The organism is Kribbella antibiotica (genome assembly GCF_004349055.1).
Lineage (GTDB): Bacteria > Actinomycetota > Actinomycetes > Propionibacteriales > Kribbellaceae > Kribbella > Kribbella antibiotica.
Genome location: NZ_SMKX01000192.1, coordinates 1 through 15,194, shown reverse-complemented (window position 1 = coordinate 15,194; position 15,194 = coordinate 1). Strand labels below are relative to the sequence as shown.

The 15,194-nt window shown below is 67.9% G+C and carries 16 protein-coding genes; 6 read left to right on the top strand and 10 right to left on the bottom strand.

Annotated elements, in window-relative coordinates; translation table 11 throughout:
* Window positions 1-244: 244 nt before the first annotated feature.
* The 3 genes from E1263_RS37920 to E1263_RS37910 form a co-directional block, all read right to left on the bottom strand.
* Window positions 245-1,462 (bottom strand): MFS transporter, encoded by a 1,218-nt coding sequence (locus tag E1263_RS37920; protein ID WP_132176493.1) that lies wholly within the window; start codon window positions 1,460-1,462, stop codon window positions 245-247.
* Window positions 1,463-1,538: 76 nt separating this feature from the next.
* The gene (gene purE, locus E1263_RS37915) at window positions 1,539-2,024 is read right to left on the bottom strand and encodes a 5-(carboxyamino)imidazole ribonucleotide mutase (protein WP_132176497.1); all 486 of its coding nucleotides are present in this window, start codon (window positions 2,022-2,024) and stop codon (window positions 1,539-1,541) included.
* A gap of 25 nt (window positions 2,025-2,049) precedes the next feature.
* Window positions 2,050-3,243: a 5-(carboxyamino)imidazole ribonucleotide synthase gene (locus E1263_RS37910; protein ID WP_132176491.1), complete on the bottom strand. Its 1,194-nt coding sequence runs from the start codon at window positions 3,241-3,243 to the stop codon at window positions 2,050-2,052.
* A 123-nt stretch (window positions 3,244-3,366) separates the two neighbouring features.
* Here E1263_RS37910 and E1263_RS37905 point away from each other — a divergent pair, with 123 nt between their 5' ends.
* Entirely contained in the window at window positions 3,367-3,924 is a 558-nt protein-coding gene (locus tag E1263_RS37905; RefSeq protein ID WP_132176489.1) for a GtrA family protein, read from the top strand.
* A 13-nt stretch (window positions 3,925-3,937) separates the two neighbouring features.
* Here E1263_RS37905 and E1263_RS37900 read toward each other — a convergent pair whose 3' ends face one another.
* A complete protein-coding gene (locus E1263_RS37900; RefSeq protein ID WP_132176488.1) occupies window positions 3,938-4,540 on the bottom strand; it encodes a PH domain-containing protein in 603 nt (200 codons plus the stop codon).
* A gap of 184 nt (window positions 4,541-4,724) precedes the next feature.
* Between E1263_RS37900 and E1263_RS37895 the strand changes: the two genes are divergently transcribed.
* On the top strand, window positions 4,725-6,119 hold the full coding sequence (locus tag E1263_RS37895; protein ID WP_202869247.1) for an OFA family MFS transporter: 1,395 nt from the start codon (window positions 4,725-4,727) through the stop codon (window positions 6,117-6,119).
* Window positions 6,116-6,223, top strand: a complete 108-nt coding sequence (locus E1263_RS44440) for an MFS transporter small subunit (RefSeq protein WP_420323406.1) — start codon at window positions 6,116-6,118, stop codon at window positions 6,221-6,223. The genes E1263_RS37895 and E1263_RS44440 overlap by 4 nt, the downstream gene beginning before the upstream one ends.
* On the opposite strand, the gene E1263_RS37890 is transcribed toward E1263_RS44440, so the two are convergent.
* The 4 genes from E1263_RS37890 to E1263_RS37875 form a co-directional block, all read right to left on the bottom strand.
* Window positions 6,224-6,682 carry a gluzincin family metallopeptidase gene (locus E1263_RS37890; protein WP_132176486.1) on the bottom strand — a complete coding sequence of 153 codons (459 nt, stop codon included), beginning with the start codon at window positions 6,680-6,682 and terminating at the stop codon, window positions 6,224-6,226.
* Window positions 6,683-6,734: 52 nt separating this feature from the next.
* Window positions 6,735-7,532, bottom strand: coding sequence for a biotin--[acetyl-CoA-carboxylase] ligase (locus E1263_RS37885; protein ID WP_132176484.1), 798 nt, complete (start codon window positions 7,530-7,532; stop codon window positions 6,735-6,737).
* A complete protein-coding gene (locus tag E1263_RS37880; protein ID WP_132176482.1) occupies window positions 7,532-10,159 on the bottom strand; it encodes a phosphoenolpyruvate carboxylase in 2,628 nt (875 codons plus the stop codon). Before E1263_RS37880 ends, E1263_RS37885 begins: the two co-directional genes overlap by 1 nt.
* Window positions 10,160-10,257: 98 nt before the next feature.
* Window positions 10,258-10,884, bottom strand: a complete 627-nt coding sequence (locus E1263_RS37875) for a TetR/AcrR family transcriptional regulator (protein ID WP_132176480.1) — start codon at window positions 10,882-10,884, stop codon at window positions 10,258-10,260.
* A gap of 69 nt (window positions 10,885-10,953) precedes the next feature.
* On the opposite strand from E1263_RS37875, the gene E1263_RS37870 reads away from it, so the two are divergent.
* Window positions 10,954-11,424 carry an SCP2 sterol-binding domain-containing protein gene (locus tag E1263_RS37870; protein ID WP_165956888.1) on the top strand — a complete coding sequence of 157 codons (471 nt, stop codon included), beginning with the start codon at window positions 10,954-10,956 and terminating at the stop codon, window positions 11,422-11,424.
* 137 nt (window positions 11,425-11,561) lie between these two features.
* Here the strand turns inward: E1263_RS37870 and E1263_RS37865 are convergent, their stop codons facing one another.
* Window positions 11,562-13,004, bottom strand: a complete 1,443-nt coding sequence (locus E1263_RS37865; RefSeq protein ID WP_132176476.1) for a flagellar biosynthesis protein FlhF — start codon at window positions 13,002-13,004, stop codon at window positions 11,562-11,564.
* Between the two features lies 1 nt (window position 13,005).
* The gene (locus tag E1263_RS37860) at window positions 13,006-13,437 is read right to left on the bottom strand and encodes a hypothetical protein (protein WP_132176474.1); all 432 of its coding nucleotides are present in this window, start codon (window positions 13,435-13,437) and stop codon (window positions 13,006-13,008) included.
* Between the two features lie 80 nt (window positions 13,438-13,517).
* Here E1263_RS37860 and E1263_RS37855 point away from each other — a divergent pair, with 80 nt between their 5' ends.
* A complete protein-coding gene (locus E1263_RS37855; RefSeq protein ID WP_132176472.1) occupies window positions 13,518-15,095 on the top strand; it encodes an acyl-CoA carboxylase subunit beta in 1,578 nt (525 codons plus the stop codon).
* Window positions 15,096-15,108: 13 nt separating this feature from the next.
* Window positions 15,109-15,194, top strand: an 86-nt coding sequence (locus E1263_RS44435; RefSeq protein ID WP_420323407.1) for an acyl-CoA carboxylase epsilon subunit, incomplete at its 3' end; no start/stop codon positions are given.

Genomic DNA, 15,194 nt, shown 5'->3' with positions numbered 1-15,194 from the left:
AGAGACAGCTTTGGGCCCCAACGCCAACTTTGGGTATCCACCAACCACTTTTTCCCCGAGAAACTGGTTGGTGGATACCCAAAGTCGCACTTCGCGCCCAAAGACACGCCAACCCACCTTTGGGCGCGAAGACCAACCTTGGGAAGCCACCGACCATCGGCGGCCCGGGAAAACGGTTGGTGGGTACACAAAGTTGCCGGTACGGCGGGCGACGGTACGGCGTACTGGGCCGACCGGGCGGGGGCTAGGAGACGGTGGCGGTGCGGATTACTCGGCGGGACAGGGCGATGGCGCCGATGAGGGCTACGGCGATGCCGATGCCTAGGCAGACTCCGGTGATGCCTACGGACTGGTCGGAGATCCAGCCGAGGAGCGGGTTCATCAGGACCAGGGCGAGGCTCTGGCACAGGACGATGACCGACTGCAGGCGAGACTGGTAGCCGCGTTCGACGGAGTTCATCAGCAGGGGCAGGACGTGGCCGGTGAAGGCGCCGACGCCGATGCCGCTGATGATGGCGGCGGCGATGGTGAGCGGGATCGAGTCGACGAGCGACAGGCCGACGTACCCGATGGCGGCGCCGAAGAGGCCGAGCATGGCGACGACGCCTGGGCGCTGGAAGGCACCGCGGATGAGGATGCGGAAGGAAACCACGCCGACGCCGATGCTGCGGGTTGCGATGACGAGGCCGGCGGTCTTCGCGTCCCACTCGTGGTGACGCGCGAGCAGCGGCAGGACGAGTGAGTCCATCGGCATCAGCAGACCGGCCGCCAACGTCATCGTGATCAGCAGCGCCCGGGTGAGCGGCTTGCCGAAGGCGATGCGGAGTCCTTCGGCGATGGACTTGAAGATGCCTGCCTGGCTGGGCGGGGCGGGCACGGTCGAGGTGCGCAGGATCAGCAGTACGACGATCATGATGCCGAAGGTGATCGCGTCGAAGGCTGCGGCCGCGGTCAGCCCGGACCACGTGACGAGGATGCCACCGACCGCCGTACCGGTGACGGCGAAGATGACGCCCGTCACCTGGAAGCTGGCGAGCGCCCGCGGGACCTGCTGCGGCGGGACGAGCAGTCGCGGCATGGCGCGCGACGACGGCAGGAAGAACGCGTCGATGACGCCGACCACCAAGGCCAGGCAGACAAGCAGCCAGACCGGCTCACCGGCCGCGAGTGTCGCCGGGACGAGTGCGCCGGTGACGACGAACATCGCCGTACAGCTGATCAGCAGAACGCGAGGCGCGCCGAAGCGGTCCCCGATCGCGCCGCCGACCAGCAGCAGTGCGGCACGGGGCGCGGCGGCGAGCAGCAGGATCAGACCGGCCACACTGCCGCCGTGCTTGCTGGCCGACCAGCCGATCGCGAAAGTGATGGTCAGGTCGCCGAGCAGCGACACGGCAGCACCGAACAACCAGAGCCAGTAACGGCCTGGGATGCGCTGCGTGTCCGAATCAGCGGGCGGAGTCACGATCGACGACCTTAGACGACAAATGGGTGGGACCTGACGACTACCCCCGCCAGGCCCGTGAAAAACCGACTATTGCTCAGGATTGACGGAGGTCTGTGGCGCCATCACGCACAGTAGCGCCCTTCGCGCGGGCCATCTCGGCCAGCGACTCCTGGAACGCGATCATCTTGTCCCGCAGTTTCTCATCCGACGCCGCCAGAATCCGTACGGCGAGCAGTCCGGCGTTCTTGGCGTTGCCGATCGAGACCGTCGCCACCGGAACGCCCGCCGGCATCTGCACGATCGAGAGCAGCGAGTCCATCCCGTCCAGGTACTTCAGCGGCACCGGCACCCCGATCACCGGCAGCGGCGTCACCGACGCCAGCATCCCCGGCAGGTGCGCGGCCCCGCCGGCACCGGCGATCAGCACCTTGAGACCCCGCTCGTGTGCTGACCGTCCGTAATCAATCATCTCGGCCGGCATCCGGTGCGCGGAGATCACATCTGCCTCAAAGGGCACGTCGAACTCGACGCACACCTCGGCCGCAGCCTTCATCGTCGGCCAGTCCGAATCCGACCCCATCACAATGCCAATCACAACAGGTCTCTCATTCGTCGATCGTGCCGGTCAGATAAGCCGCCGCGTGCCGCGCCCGCTCCTGGGTCTCTTCCAGCGAGGAGCCGTACGCCGTGACGTGGCCGACCTTGCGGCCCGCCTTCACCGACTTCCCGTAGAAGTGAACCTTCAGCCCCGGGTCGCGCGCCAGACAGTGCAGCAACCCGCGATGCATGTCCTCGACATCGCCGCCGAGCACATTCACCATCACCGTGTACGGCGCTCGCGCAGCCGGAGACCCGAGCGGCAGATCGAGCACCGCACGCAGGTGGTTCTCGAACTGCGAGGTCACCGCGCCGTCGATCGACCAGTGGCCGGTGTTGTGCGGACGCATCGCGAGCTCATTGACCAGCAGCCGTCCATCGCGCGCCTCGAACATCTCGACCGCGAGGATGCCAACCACGCCGAGCTCACCGGCGATCCGCAGCGCAGTCTGCTGGGCCTGCGCAGCCTTCTCCGGAGCCAGCCCGGGCGCGGGTGCCGTGACCTCGACACAGATGCCGTCGCGCTGGACGGACTCGACGATCGGATACGCGACCGCCTGCCCGTGCGGCGAGCGCGCCACGATCGCGGACAGTTCGCGGACGAAGTCGACCTTCTCCTCGGCCAGGATCGGTACGCCGCTGCCGAACGCGACCGCGATGTCGGCGTCGTCCGGCCCGTCGATGAACCAGACGCCCTTGCCGTCGTAACCACCGCGGGTGGTCTTCAGGATGATCGGGAACCCGCCGACGCGCTTGGCGAAGTCCGCCACCTCAGCGGCCGACTCGACCACCTGATGCGCCGGCGACGGCGCGTCGAAGCTGTCCAGCCGGCTCCGCATGACCGCTTTGTCCTGCGCGTGCACGAGCGCATCCGGCCCCGGGAAAACCTTTACGTTCTCGGCCTCGAGCGCGCGCAACAGATCCGTCGGCACGTGCTCGTGGTCGAACGTGACCACATCGCACTCCGCGGCAAAGCGCCGTACCGTCTCGGGGTCCTTGTAGTCGCCCACCGGCGCGTCGGCGACCGCCTGCGCGGCCGAAACTGTGGGTCCCTCCGCGAGCACGCGGAGCTGAACCCCGAGCGCGATCGCGGTCTCCTGCGTCATCCGGGCCAGCTGCCCGCCGCCGACCATGCCGACCACGGGGGTGCCGACCGGCAACTCATCTCGGGAAAACTTCACGAACGGGAGCCTAATGTCCATACATCACCAGGCGTACGGCGGCCACCCTGGGCACGCGGACGATTTCGGCCGGAGACATGTCGCCGGGTACCGTGGAGAGGCCCCCCGCTGTTGCGGCTTGATCACAGAAAGTGCCGAAGACCGTTGAAGCTCGTCACCAAGTTGTACCGCCAGGTCGAGCACCTGGTGCACGAAGTGGCCAAGTTCGGTCTGATCGGTCTGCTCGGTCTGGTCATCGACCTGCCGATCTACAACTGGCTGGTCTTCAACAACCCGCTGGTGCTCGCCGACTCCGGCGTGGGCATGCTGCACCACAAGCCGCTGACCGCCAAGCTGATCTCCACCACGGTGGCGACGCTGGTGACGTACTTCGGCAACCGGTTCTGGACGTGGCGGCACCGCGAGCGCACCGGCCTGCACCGTGAGTACGTGCTGTTCTTCGCGCTCAACGGCGTCGGCCTGCTGATCGCGGCCGGCTGCCTGGCCTTCTCCCGCTACGTGCTGGACCTGCACAGCTGGCTGTCCGACAACATCGCGGCCAACTTCGTCGGCCTGGGCCTCGGCACCCTCTTCAGATTCTGGTCCTATCGCAAGTTCGTCTTCCGCGAAGAGATCGCCCTCGAAGAGATCGAGCACCCACACACCCCGGTCAGCACCGTCGACCTGGACTCCGACACCGGAGACCTACCGGCCGTTCGCTGACCTCTTCGCCGGCCTAACGGTCGGAGCTGAAGAGCGTCTCGCCGTCTTCCGGGTCGGCAGGCTTGGGCTTGCGGCGCTGGTGTTCCGGCGGCTGCTCGTCGTCCAGGATGCCGTCGCCCGGGCGGCCCTCGGGGCCGCCGAAGAGCAGGTCGGACATCTGCAGGTGGACGTGCTCGACGTGCGGTACGTCGGGCAGCACAACCTGACCGCGTTCACCGGCGGACTCGATGTGGAGCGTGCCGCAGCCGAGGATGCGGTCCACCAGACCGTGCTCGTACGAGACGTCGTTGATCCGCATCAGCGGGATGTCGCGCCCGGTGCGGGTGAGGATGCCGTGCCGCGTGATGAGCCGGCGGTTCGTCAGCGTGTACATCGAGAAGAACCAGTTCAGGAACGGCTTGGCCGCGAACGTGAACAGCAGCACCACGCCGACCGCCAGGATCGCGATCCGGCCCGGCGTCTGCAGATCCCCCGGCGGGATGATCGCGGCCAGGAAGCCGCCACCGCCGGCCACCACCAGAAGCAGGAACACCGGGAAGATCAACGCCTTCCAGTGCGTCCGGGTGCTGACGACGACGTACTCGTCCTCGCCCAACAGTTTCGCCGAGATTGCCATAGGCCCAGTCTCACAGCTTCCGGGGGCGGTGTCCCGTGCCGACACGATCGGGCTAAGTGGGTAAGCACTCCGGGCAAAGTGGGTAGTACAAGACTTCACAAAATGCATACAGGTCGGCAAGGATGCCCGAGGATCATCCGTTTGATCTGACAAACGGAGCCGGGAACATGCAGAAGGAGCCGTGATGGGCATCTTGTCGGTACTCGACCGGGAACACACGGTCGCGCCTCCGGGGTACAGCCGTTGGCTGATCCCGCCGGCCGCGCTCGCCGTGCACCTGTGTATCGGCCAGGCGTACGCCACCAGCGTCTACAAGACGTCGCTGGTGAAGCATTTCGATGCCAGCCTGACCTCTGTCGGAGTCGTGTTCAGTATCGCGATCGTGATGCTGGGCCTGTCCGCCGCGATCGGCGGCACCTGGGTCGAGCGCAGCGGGCCGCGGAAGGCCATGTTCGTGTCCGCCTGTTTCTGGGCCACCGGCTTCGGAGTCGGTGCCTTGGGCATCGGTACCGGTCAGCTCTGGCTGCTCTACCTCGGGTACGGCGTGATCGGCGGTATCGGACTGGGAATCGGCTACATCTCCCCGGTCTCGACGCTGATCAAGTGGTTCCCGGACCGTCCGGGCCTGGCCACCGGCCTGGCGATCATGGGCTTCGGTGGTGGCGCGCTGCTCGCCAGCCCGCTGTCCCGCCAACTGCTCGGTGCCTACGACTCCGGCTACGACCCGAACAACAGCAAGTCGGTTGCCGACGGCCACGCCCTGGTGCTGCTGTTCGTCACTCTCGGCCTCGTCTACTTCGTGATCATGATGTTCGGTGTCTTCAACATCCGGGTCCCTGCCGAGGGCTGGAAGCCGGATGGTTTCGACCCGTCGAAGGTCAAGCAGAAGGCGCTCGTCACGACGTCCAACGTCTCCGCCGCGAACGCGATCAAGACCCCGCAGTTCTGGTTGCTCTGGGTCGTCCTGCTCTGCAACGTCACCGCCGGCATCGGCATCCTGGAGCAGGCCAGCCCGATGATCCAGGACTTCTTCCGCGGCGCCGGTGGCACCTCGACGGTCGCGGTCGCCGCGGCAGCCGGCTTCGTCGGCGTCCTGTCGATCTTCAACATGGCCGGCCGGTTCGTCTGGTCGTCCACGTCGGACGTCATCGGCCGCAAGCCGATCTACGCCGTGTACCTCGGCGTCGGCATCGTCGCCTACTTCCTGCTCGCGACGATCGGCCACAACAGTACGGCGATCTTCGTGCTGCTGGCCGCGGTCATCCTGTCCTTCTACGGCGGCGGGTTCGCCACGGTCCCGGCGTACCTGCGGGATCTCTTCGGCACCTACCAGGTCGGCGCGATCCACGGCCGGCTGCTCACCGCGTGGTCGGTGGCCGGCGTCGTCGGTCCGCTCATCATCAACGGCTTCCTCGACCGTGAGGGCAAGCCAGGCACCCTGACCGCCGAGGCGTACCGGCCGGCCCTGTTCACCATGGTCGGCGTCCTGGCCATCGGCTTCATCGCCAACCTGCTGATCCGGCCGGTCGCGGCGAAGTTCCATGAGAAGTCCACATCCAGCGTGGAGGCAGCGAAATGAACCAGACCCCGCGCTTGGTGATCTCCTGGCTGCTCGTCGCCGTACTGCTCGGCTACGGCATCATCCAGACCCTGATCACCGCAGCGAAGCTCTTCACCAACTAGCTAACACAGCTGTTCCACGAGCCGGTCGCTGTCCGCAGCGACCGGCTCGACCTTCAACCCCTTCGGTACGACGATCTGCACCGACTGCGTAGCCCACTCTGTTCGGCCATCCGCGCTCGGGTACAGCCACTGTGGCGAGCTGACCACGACGGCACCACCGGGCGTGTGTTCCCAGCCCCAACCGTCCGAGTGATTCGCCGGGCTGTCGTAGTAGCTGACCACGACGAGCAGATCGGCACCGGGCTCGATCGCATCCTTCGGGGTCACGGTCAGAACGCCGTTCTCCGCTGTGAAGGCAGCCGACTCGTTGTTGACCTTGACCGCCGAGACGGCCAGCAGGAAGCGCAGTTCGAACTTCGCCAGCCGCTCGGTGCTCGTGGCCAGGATCGTGGTCACACCGGACAGGCACTCCGGCATGAGCTGGTAGCGCACGGTCACTTCGTAGTGTGAGATCTCCATGCTCTGGAACGTAATTCGGCCTTGTGAAGAACCGATGAGGCTGCGGAAGGATTCAGCGAGCTCTCAGGTGCGTCACATCTCCGGCGGCCAGGGCACGCTCGCCGAGTGGGGTGTCCACGATCAGGCGGCCGTCTGCAGCCAGGTCGCGCGCGGTGCCTTCCAGGAAGGCGCCGTCGGGCAGCTCTACTCGAACAGCTCGGCCCAGCGTCGCTGAGAGCTCTCTGTACTCCGGGAGCAGTGCGGTGGGGTCTTCCAGCCAGGTGCGGTACCGGGTCTCCAGCTCACGCAGCACTGCGGCCGCCACTGTCACGCGGTCGGTTGTGGCCGCGTTCTCGAGCGCCAGCGAGGTTGCTGCGGGATGCGGCTTCTCCGACTCGCGCAGAGTCACGTTGATCCCCATGCCGACAACGACTGCCGGTCCGTCGATCCGCTCGAGCAGGATGCCGGCCAGCTTGCGGTCCTCGACCAGTACGTCGTTCGGCCACTTCACCTGGGCTGGAATCTGCGCCACCTGGCGCACTGCCGCTGCCACTGCCAGCGGCACGAGCAAACCGAGCCATGGCCAACGCTCCGGCGCCACAGTCGTCGGCCGCAGCAGGGCCGACATCAGCAGTGCCGAACGGGGAGGCGTCGTCCAGGTGCGCCCGAGCCGACCACGACCCGCGGACTGGTACTCAGTGAGCACCACAAGGCCTTCTGGAGCACCTTCAGCCGCAGCCTTGGCCACGTCTGCGTTGGTCGACGGCGTGTCTTCCAGTACGTCGATCTGCGTCCACAGCGAGCCGGGACGCACCAGCCGCCCACTCAGATAACGCGCATCGAGTGGGGGCCGGTCGAGGTCGCCGAACATCAGCCGGTGTTCTGCAGGCCGGCGGCAACGCCCGAGACGGTCAGCAACAGCAGCCGCCGGGTCCGCACGATCTGCGCTTCGGTGAGCGTGTCATCGGTTCGCAGCGTCCGCAGCGCGCGCAACTGCAGGTAGCTGAGCGCGTCGACGTACGGGTTGCGTAGCTCGACCGCACGGCCCAGCACACGGCGTCCGGCGAGCAGCCGCTCCTGCTTGAGGATCTTGAGCACCCACTCGGTGGTGAGGGCGTGCTCGTCGAGCATCAGTTGCGTGAGGTCGGACCGGTCGCCCAACTCCAGGTAGCGGCTGAGGATGCGGCGGTCGGTCTTCGCCAGCGACATCTCGGCGTTCTCCAGCATCACCTGGAAGAGCGGCCAGTTCTGGTTCGCATCCTGCAGTACGGCGACGTCGTCGACCGCGGCCAGCGCCGAACCGAGGCCATACCAGCCCGGTGCGTTGACGCGGGCCTGCGACCAGGCGAACACCCACGGGATCGCCCGCAGGTCCTCCAGCGACGACACTGCGACGCCACGACGAGCCGGACGCGATCCGAGCGGCAGCTGCCCGAGCTCCTCCAGCGGAGTCACCCGGCCGAACCACTCTGCGAAGCCATCAGCCTTCACGAGCCGGTGGTACGCCGTACGGGCTGCTTCGTCGAGCGTCTTCTCCATGACGGCGAAACGCTCCGCCGCCACGACTGCGCGCTCCTCGATCGCCGGAGTGGAGGCGAGCAGCGTTGCCGCGGTCACCTGCTCGATGTGCCGCTGCGCGATCGGTGCGTTGCCGTAGCGAGCCGGAATGGCCTCGCCCTGCTCAGTGAGCTTGAAGCGACCAGCCACCGACCCAGGAGCCTGCGCCAGTACGGCGCGGTTGGCGGGACCGCCGCCGCGGCCCAGCGCGCCACCGCGGCCGTGGAACAGAGTCAGCCGGATCGCATTGCGCTGCGCCCACGCCGTGATCCGCGCCTGGGCGTCGTACAGGGCCAGGGTGGCCGACACCGGGCCGACGTCCTTGGCGGAGTCGGAGTACCCGAGCATGACCTCGAAGCGCCGGTCGTTAGCCGTGAGGCGGTGGCGGACCCGGGTCAGCTGGATGGCGTTGTCGAGTACCTCGACCGAGTTCTGCAGGTCCTCGCCGGTCTCGAACAGCGGCACGACGTCCAGCTCGATCGGACGGCCGTCGAGCGCCGCGTCGGCGAGCTCGTAGACAGCCGCCAGGTCACCCGCGTTCCGGGTGAACGAGACGACGTACCGGCGGCAGGCCTCGGGACCGAAGCGCTGCTGGATCTGCCCGATGACGCGCAGCGTCGCCAGGACCTCTTCGGTCTGGTCGGACAGCTCACCACCGCCGAGCACCTCTTCGAGCGCCTTGGCGTGCACCGAGGAGTGCTGGCGGACCTCCAGCTCGGCCAGGTGGAAGCCGAACGAGTTCACCTGCCAGATGAGCTGCTGCAGATCGCCGTACGCCTGACGGGGTGCGCCTGCGCTCACCAGCGAGTCCTGGAGGACCTTGAGCTCGTGCAGGAAGTCAGCAGCACGCGGGTAGCCGAAGTCGGCGTCACGGGAGCGCGTAGCGGCCAGACGGCGCGCAGCGAGCAGCAGGAGCTGCCGGTGCGGCTCGGACGGCGACCGGGACTCGATGTCCGTGATCAGCTCGGGGTTGACCGCCCGGGCGTCCTCGAGGATCCGCCGCACCGGTGCGGACGGCGGAGTGGTCGCCGCGTCCAGCGTGAGCGAACGGCCAAGCTTGTCGGTCGCCAGCTCGAGCGCCCGCAGCACGTGGTCAGCCTGGATCTGCATCGCCTCGCGGGTGATCGCCGCAGTGACGTTCGGGTTGCCGTCGCGGTCACCGCCGATCCACGAGCCGAGGCGGACGAACGGCGCCACCACGGGCTGCCGCAGTCCGGCGCCCTCACCAGCCAGCGCGTCGTCCAAGCGGCGGTAGACGTTGCCGACCACGTCGAAGAGCGTCTCCTCGAACACGGCCATCGCCGAGCGCACCTCGTCCAGCGGCGACGGGCGGGCCTCGCGCAGCTGCGCGGTCCGCCACAGGATGTCGACCTGCTCGACCAGGCGGCGCCGGTTCTCGGCCAGCTCACTGTCGCCGGCCCGCGGGTCGTGCCGCTCTTCGAGCAGCCCGGAGATCCGCCGGATCGTCGCCAGGATCGCGCGGCGGCGTGCCTCGGTCGGGTGCGCGGTCAGCACCGGGCGGAACTCCAGCCCGTTCAGCAGCGCCCGTGCCTGCTGCTCACCGCTGTCACGGGAAATCTGCTCGACCGCCTGGGCCAGCTCGGAGGTGACCAGGGCGTTGTCGCTCCGGTCGCGCTCACGCAGCACCCGGGCGCGGTGCAGCTCTTCGCTCAGGTTCGTCAGGTGGAAGTAGCAGCTGAACGCGCGGGCGACGTCCTCAGCCCGCTCATGCGGCCAGGAGGCCACCAACTGCTCAGCAGCTTCGCCGTCACCGGCAATGGTGAGTTCGCGCAGCCGCTCGACATCGTTGAGCAGCGGCTGACCGGCGTACTCGACGAGCACTTTGCCGAGGATCTCACCCAGCAGACGAACGTCGGCCCGAAGCTCCTCGGGCACCTCGAACCGCGCGCGGGTACGGGTCTCACTACCGGTCTCGGTCACGTTCGCCCACCCTACTGGGCGCGCCCACTCAACGCCTCGCAGAGTCCGCCAACTGGATGCATCGTGACCGTTTCTGACGCTACTTAACAGTAGGTCACCTAGACGTTGCTGAAACCGCCGCCGACGACCTGGGAGACCACCTTGGCCAGCTCGGCCGGGGTGCGGTCGGTGCCGTCGACCACGAGCATCCGGGCCGACGCCTCGGTCATGGATGCGAGCAGCTCGGCGAGGACGGGGAGATTCGCGTCGGGATCGGTGACGCCGGGGAGGGACTGCACGAGGGTCAGGCGAAGGCCCTCGACCAGGAAGGCCCGGGCGGCGCGAACCCGGTTCGCCACCGCGGGAGCGGCGCCGTACTGGGCTCCGAAGACGATCCGCCACGACTGCGGGTTCTCCGCGGCAGTGCTGAGGAAGGCGGTCAGGCCGTCGAGCACATGCTGCTCCGGCGTCCCCACCGTCGGGTCCTGCGGGAGCGCGGCCATGATCGAGAGGACCAGGTGCTGCTCTTCACGCGCCAGCAGCGCAAGCAGCAGTGCGTCGCGATTCGCGAACGAGTCGTAGACCACCGGTTTGGTGACACCGGCCGCATCCGCCACCGACTGCATCGTCGTCCCGGCGAAGCCTTGTTCGGAGAAGACCTCGAGGGCCGCATCCAGCAACATCGGCCGCCGCCGCTCCGGCCCGAGATGTGCCGCCCGCAGCCGTTTCTCGGAGGGCTCGACCACTTGACAAAGCTATCAGATCAGGCGAGATTCCTACGGTCCGGTAGGAACTGCCGCGGGGGTGGGGATCGGGTGACCGATCGAGGGAGTGCCGGTTGGCTGGAGGCTGACGGGCTCGCGGGTATGGATGCGAGCGAGCTGGCCCGGCTGGTCGACCGGACATCGGAGCGGGAGCTTCGGCATCGACTCATCGGGGGAGTACGAGAGGTCGCGTTGCGCGAGATCTTTCGGCGGATGCCGGAGTACCTCCGCCCCGCCCGCGCGGCCGGCTTCGACGCCGTCGTCGCCTGGCACATCACCGGAGCCGGCGGCCCCGAAGACGCCAACACCTTCTGGATCCGCGTCAGCGACGGCCAGTGCGAGCTCCTCGACGGCACCCCCACAGCCGACATCTCCATCCGCACCGACCCGGCCACCCTGCTCCGCGTAGTCACCGGCAACGAAGATCCGGTGCTGGCCGTCCTCAAACAACGCCTCTCCGTCCGAGGCGACCTGGCCCTGGCCGCCCGCCTCACCAAAATCTTCGCGGTGGGCCCCCTCTAGAGCAGCCCACGCACCCTTGTGCATGCAGCGCATCTTTGAGCACCCACCGACCACTTTCGCGGCGCCAAAACGGTTGGTGGATGCACAAGGACGAGCTTCGCGCACAAAGAGCAGCCAACCCACCTTTGCGCGCTCGCTCAGCGGGCGGGGGTGTTTTCCGTATGGCGGCCGGTCGCAGCTCCGTGACCAGTCGGGCGACGGCCCTCCGCCGCCTCGCCTTGCGGGACACGCGGGGCACCCGCCGCTGACGGCTGGTCCTCCAACACTCCACGCAACGCGGCCACGTCCTGCTCACCCGGATGCCCCGCAGCCTGCACCCCCGCGGACTGCTGCGTCGCAGACCGTTGGGTCGCCCCGGCCTGCTCCGATCCACCCTGCTGCGACCCGGCCTGCAACTGCGCCTGCTGCTGAGCTGGCGACAACTGCGCAAACGCCACCCGCGGATCCACCGGGCGCTCCTGCGCTGAGCCAGGCTGCTGCGACGCCGCTCCGGACTGTTGCGCGTAGGCAACCCGCGGGTCCACCGGCTGCGCTTCCTCGACCGCCTGCGGCGCCTCCCGCTGTTGCGCATATGCAACCCGCGGATCCACCGCCCGCTGCTCACCCGGCTGCTCGGCCGTGCTCTGCTGCGTCGGCTCCTCGCGCGTCGGGATGCGGTCGGCGGGATTAGGCGGCGGAAGTGCGCCCAGGTCCAGCGTCTCTTCCTGCTGCACCTGCTGCTCGGGTGCGCCCCGATACCGCTCCTCGGCAGCACGCACCACATCGGACGCCGACTCCGCGATGCCAAGACCACGCTCGGCAGATTCCGCGCGGGTGGTCGCCGTGAACTTGTCGTTCAACGGCTGCAGATCCGCGAAGCCCTTGTCGATTGTGCCGGCGATCTCCTGTCGAACCGCCTCCTCCTGCTCGGCAGGCACCAACTCCGGCAGGTCCGAGGCGTCGTACAGCAGATCTGCAGCAGCGCGCGCCTTGGTCGTCCGAGGTTCCTTCGCCATCCGGCTCAATACCTCGTCACCCTCGACTCCGGCATCCGCGCCGACCTCATCGGCGAACGCACGGGCCGCCGGTTCCCAGCCCGGGTACGAGTGCCCGCCGCGAGCCTCCCGCACGGCCTTCACCTGCTCAGCCATGTCCGGCGGCAGCACCCGGTCGGCCAACCGATCGACGGCCGCTTGGCTCCAGGCCTCAGTCACGCCCTCCTCGAGCGGCCGGGTCCCCTTCAGCTTCATGCCGGCGAGCCGGTCGCCATGCGTGTACCCGTCGGGAGACGCGAGGTGGCTGAACTCGTGCGCGACCGTCTTCAGCGCATTCCGGCGCAGGACCCACTGCTGAGCAGTGGCGGGCTGTCCCTGAGTCGCATACATATCCTGCAGCGGCTGGACAACGCTCTCCTGGTTGAAGCAGATTCGGCCGTTGTCCCAGGCCTCACCACGGGTACCGGGCTCTTCGGTGTAGTCGATCTGGCCGTTCCACAGCGACGTGTCCGCGCTCGACTCGGCTTGTACGGCATCACGGACGCGTTCCCAGAGGCCGTCACCGACGTCTGGGACCTCACTATCCGCGGTCCGTACGACGGCCACGTCAGTTCTCCGGGGAGTCCGTGCCGTCGAGCACGTGGATGAACTCGGCCAGCGCGCCGTTCATCTCCTGGGCAGCGATCTGCTCGCCGATCGTCGGTGCGCCCTCCGCAATGCGGTTGATCTCGTCAATGGCCGCCCGCGCACGGGCCTGCTGCTCGGCCGGACTACCGATCGGCTGCAGCCCCCGCATCATGGCGTCGTTGGCCGCCCAGACCGCTTCACTCTCGGGCTCCGGGTTCAGCGCTCCGGCGACGAACCTGTCGAGGTTGGCCAGATGACGGAAGGCCTTCTCCCGGTCCTTGTCGCGCTCGATCGTCGGCGCCTGCTCGCGAAGGCGGGCCGCGGCCGCCGTCAGCTCGTCGGGGTCGGTGATCTCACGCCCCCAGCCATGCACGATCCGGCGGCGTTCAGCGTCGAACTCGCGGTAGTCCATGGCGGCATCATCGCATTCAGTGGGTCGTTGCGGCCGACGTCACAGGCAGGGCGGCCTACTGACGCGTAGGCTGCCCTCTCATGGGAGAGACGGTGAACATCCACACCACCGCCGGCAAGATCGCGGATCTCGAGCAGCGACTCGACGACGCCGTACATGCCGGGTCGGAGCGCGCGGTGGAGAAGCAGCACGCGCGGGGTAAGAAGACTGCCCGGGAGCGGATCGCGCTGCTGCTCGACGAGGGCTCGTTCGCCGAGCTCGACGAGTTCGCGCGGCACCGCTCGACCAGCTTCGGGCTGGAGGCGAACCGCCCGTACGGCGACGGTGTGGTGACCGGCTACGGGACCATCGACGGCCGTCAGGTCTGTGTGTTCGCCCAGGATTTCACGGTCTTCGGCGGCAGCCTCGGTGAGGTCTTCGGCGAGAAGATCGTCAAGGTGATGGATCTGGCGATGAAGATCGGCTGCCCGCTGATCGGCATCAACGACTCCGGCGGCGCGCGGATCCAGGAGGGCGTGGTCAGCCTCGGCCTGTACGGCGAGATCTTCCGCCGCAACGTCCGGGCCTCCGGCGTGATCCCGCAGATCTCACTCATCATGGGCCCGTGCGCGGGCGGCGCGGTCTACTCCCCCGCGGTCACCGACTTCACGGTCATGGTCGACGAGTCGTCGTACATGTTCATCACCGGACCGGACGTGATCAAGACCGTCACCGGCGAGGACGTCACACAGGAGGAGCTCGGCGGCGCGCGGACACACAACACCAAGTCCGGCAACGCGCACTACCTCGGCAGTGACGAGGAGGACGCGATCGAGTGGGTCAAGTCGCTCGTCAGCCACCTCCCGCAGAACAACCTCGAGGACCCGCCGGTCTACGACGCCCCGGCTGACCTCGAGCCGGACGAGACCGATCTCGCGCTCGACACCCTGATCCCGGACTCGCCGAATCAGCCGTACGACATGCACACGGTGATCGAAACGGTCGTCGACGACGGCGACTTCCTCGAGGTACAGACGCTGTTCGCGCCGAACATCATCGTCGGCTTCGGCCGCGTCGAGGGCCGCCCGGTCGGCGTCGTCGCGAACCAGCCGATGCAGTTCGCCGGCACCCTCGACATCGATGCCTCCGAGAAGGCGGCCCGGTTCGTCCGCACCTGCGACGCGTTCAACCTGCCGATCCTGACCTTCGTCGACGTGCCTGGCTTCCTGCCCGGCACCGACCAGGAGTGGAACGGCATCATCCGCCGCGGCGCCAAGCTGATCTACGCGTACGCCGAGGCCACCGTCCCGATGATCACCGTCATCACCCGCAAGGCCTACGGTGGCGCGTACGACGTGATGGGCTCCAAGCATCTCGGCGCCGACATCAACCTGGCCTGGCCGACCGCCCAGATCGCCGTCATGGGCGCCCAAGGCGCAGTCGGCATCCTCTACCGCCGCGAGCTCGCCGGCGCCGAGGACCCCGAGGCTCGTCGCCAAGAGCTCATCCTCGACTACGAGGACAAGCTCGCCAACCCGTACGTCGCCGCCGAGCGCGGCTACATCGACGCGGTCGTCAAGCCCAGCGAGACCCGCGCCGAAATCGTCCGCGGCCTCCGCCTCCTCCGCACCAAACGCGACACCCTCCCGCCCAAGAAGCACGGCAACATCCCGCTCTGATCGGAGACCCTCGATGAACCTGCAGATCCTCAAGGGCGACCCGACCGCCGAGGAACTCGCTGCCCTGGTAGCAGTCCTCGCCGCCCGCCCCAGCGCCCC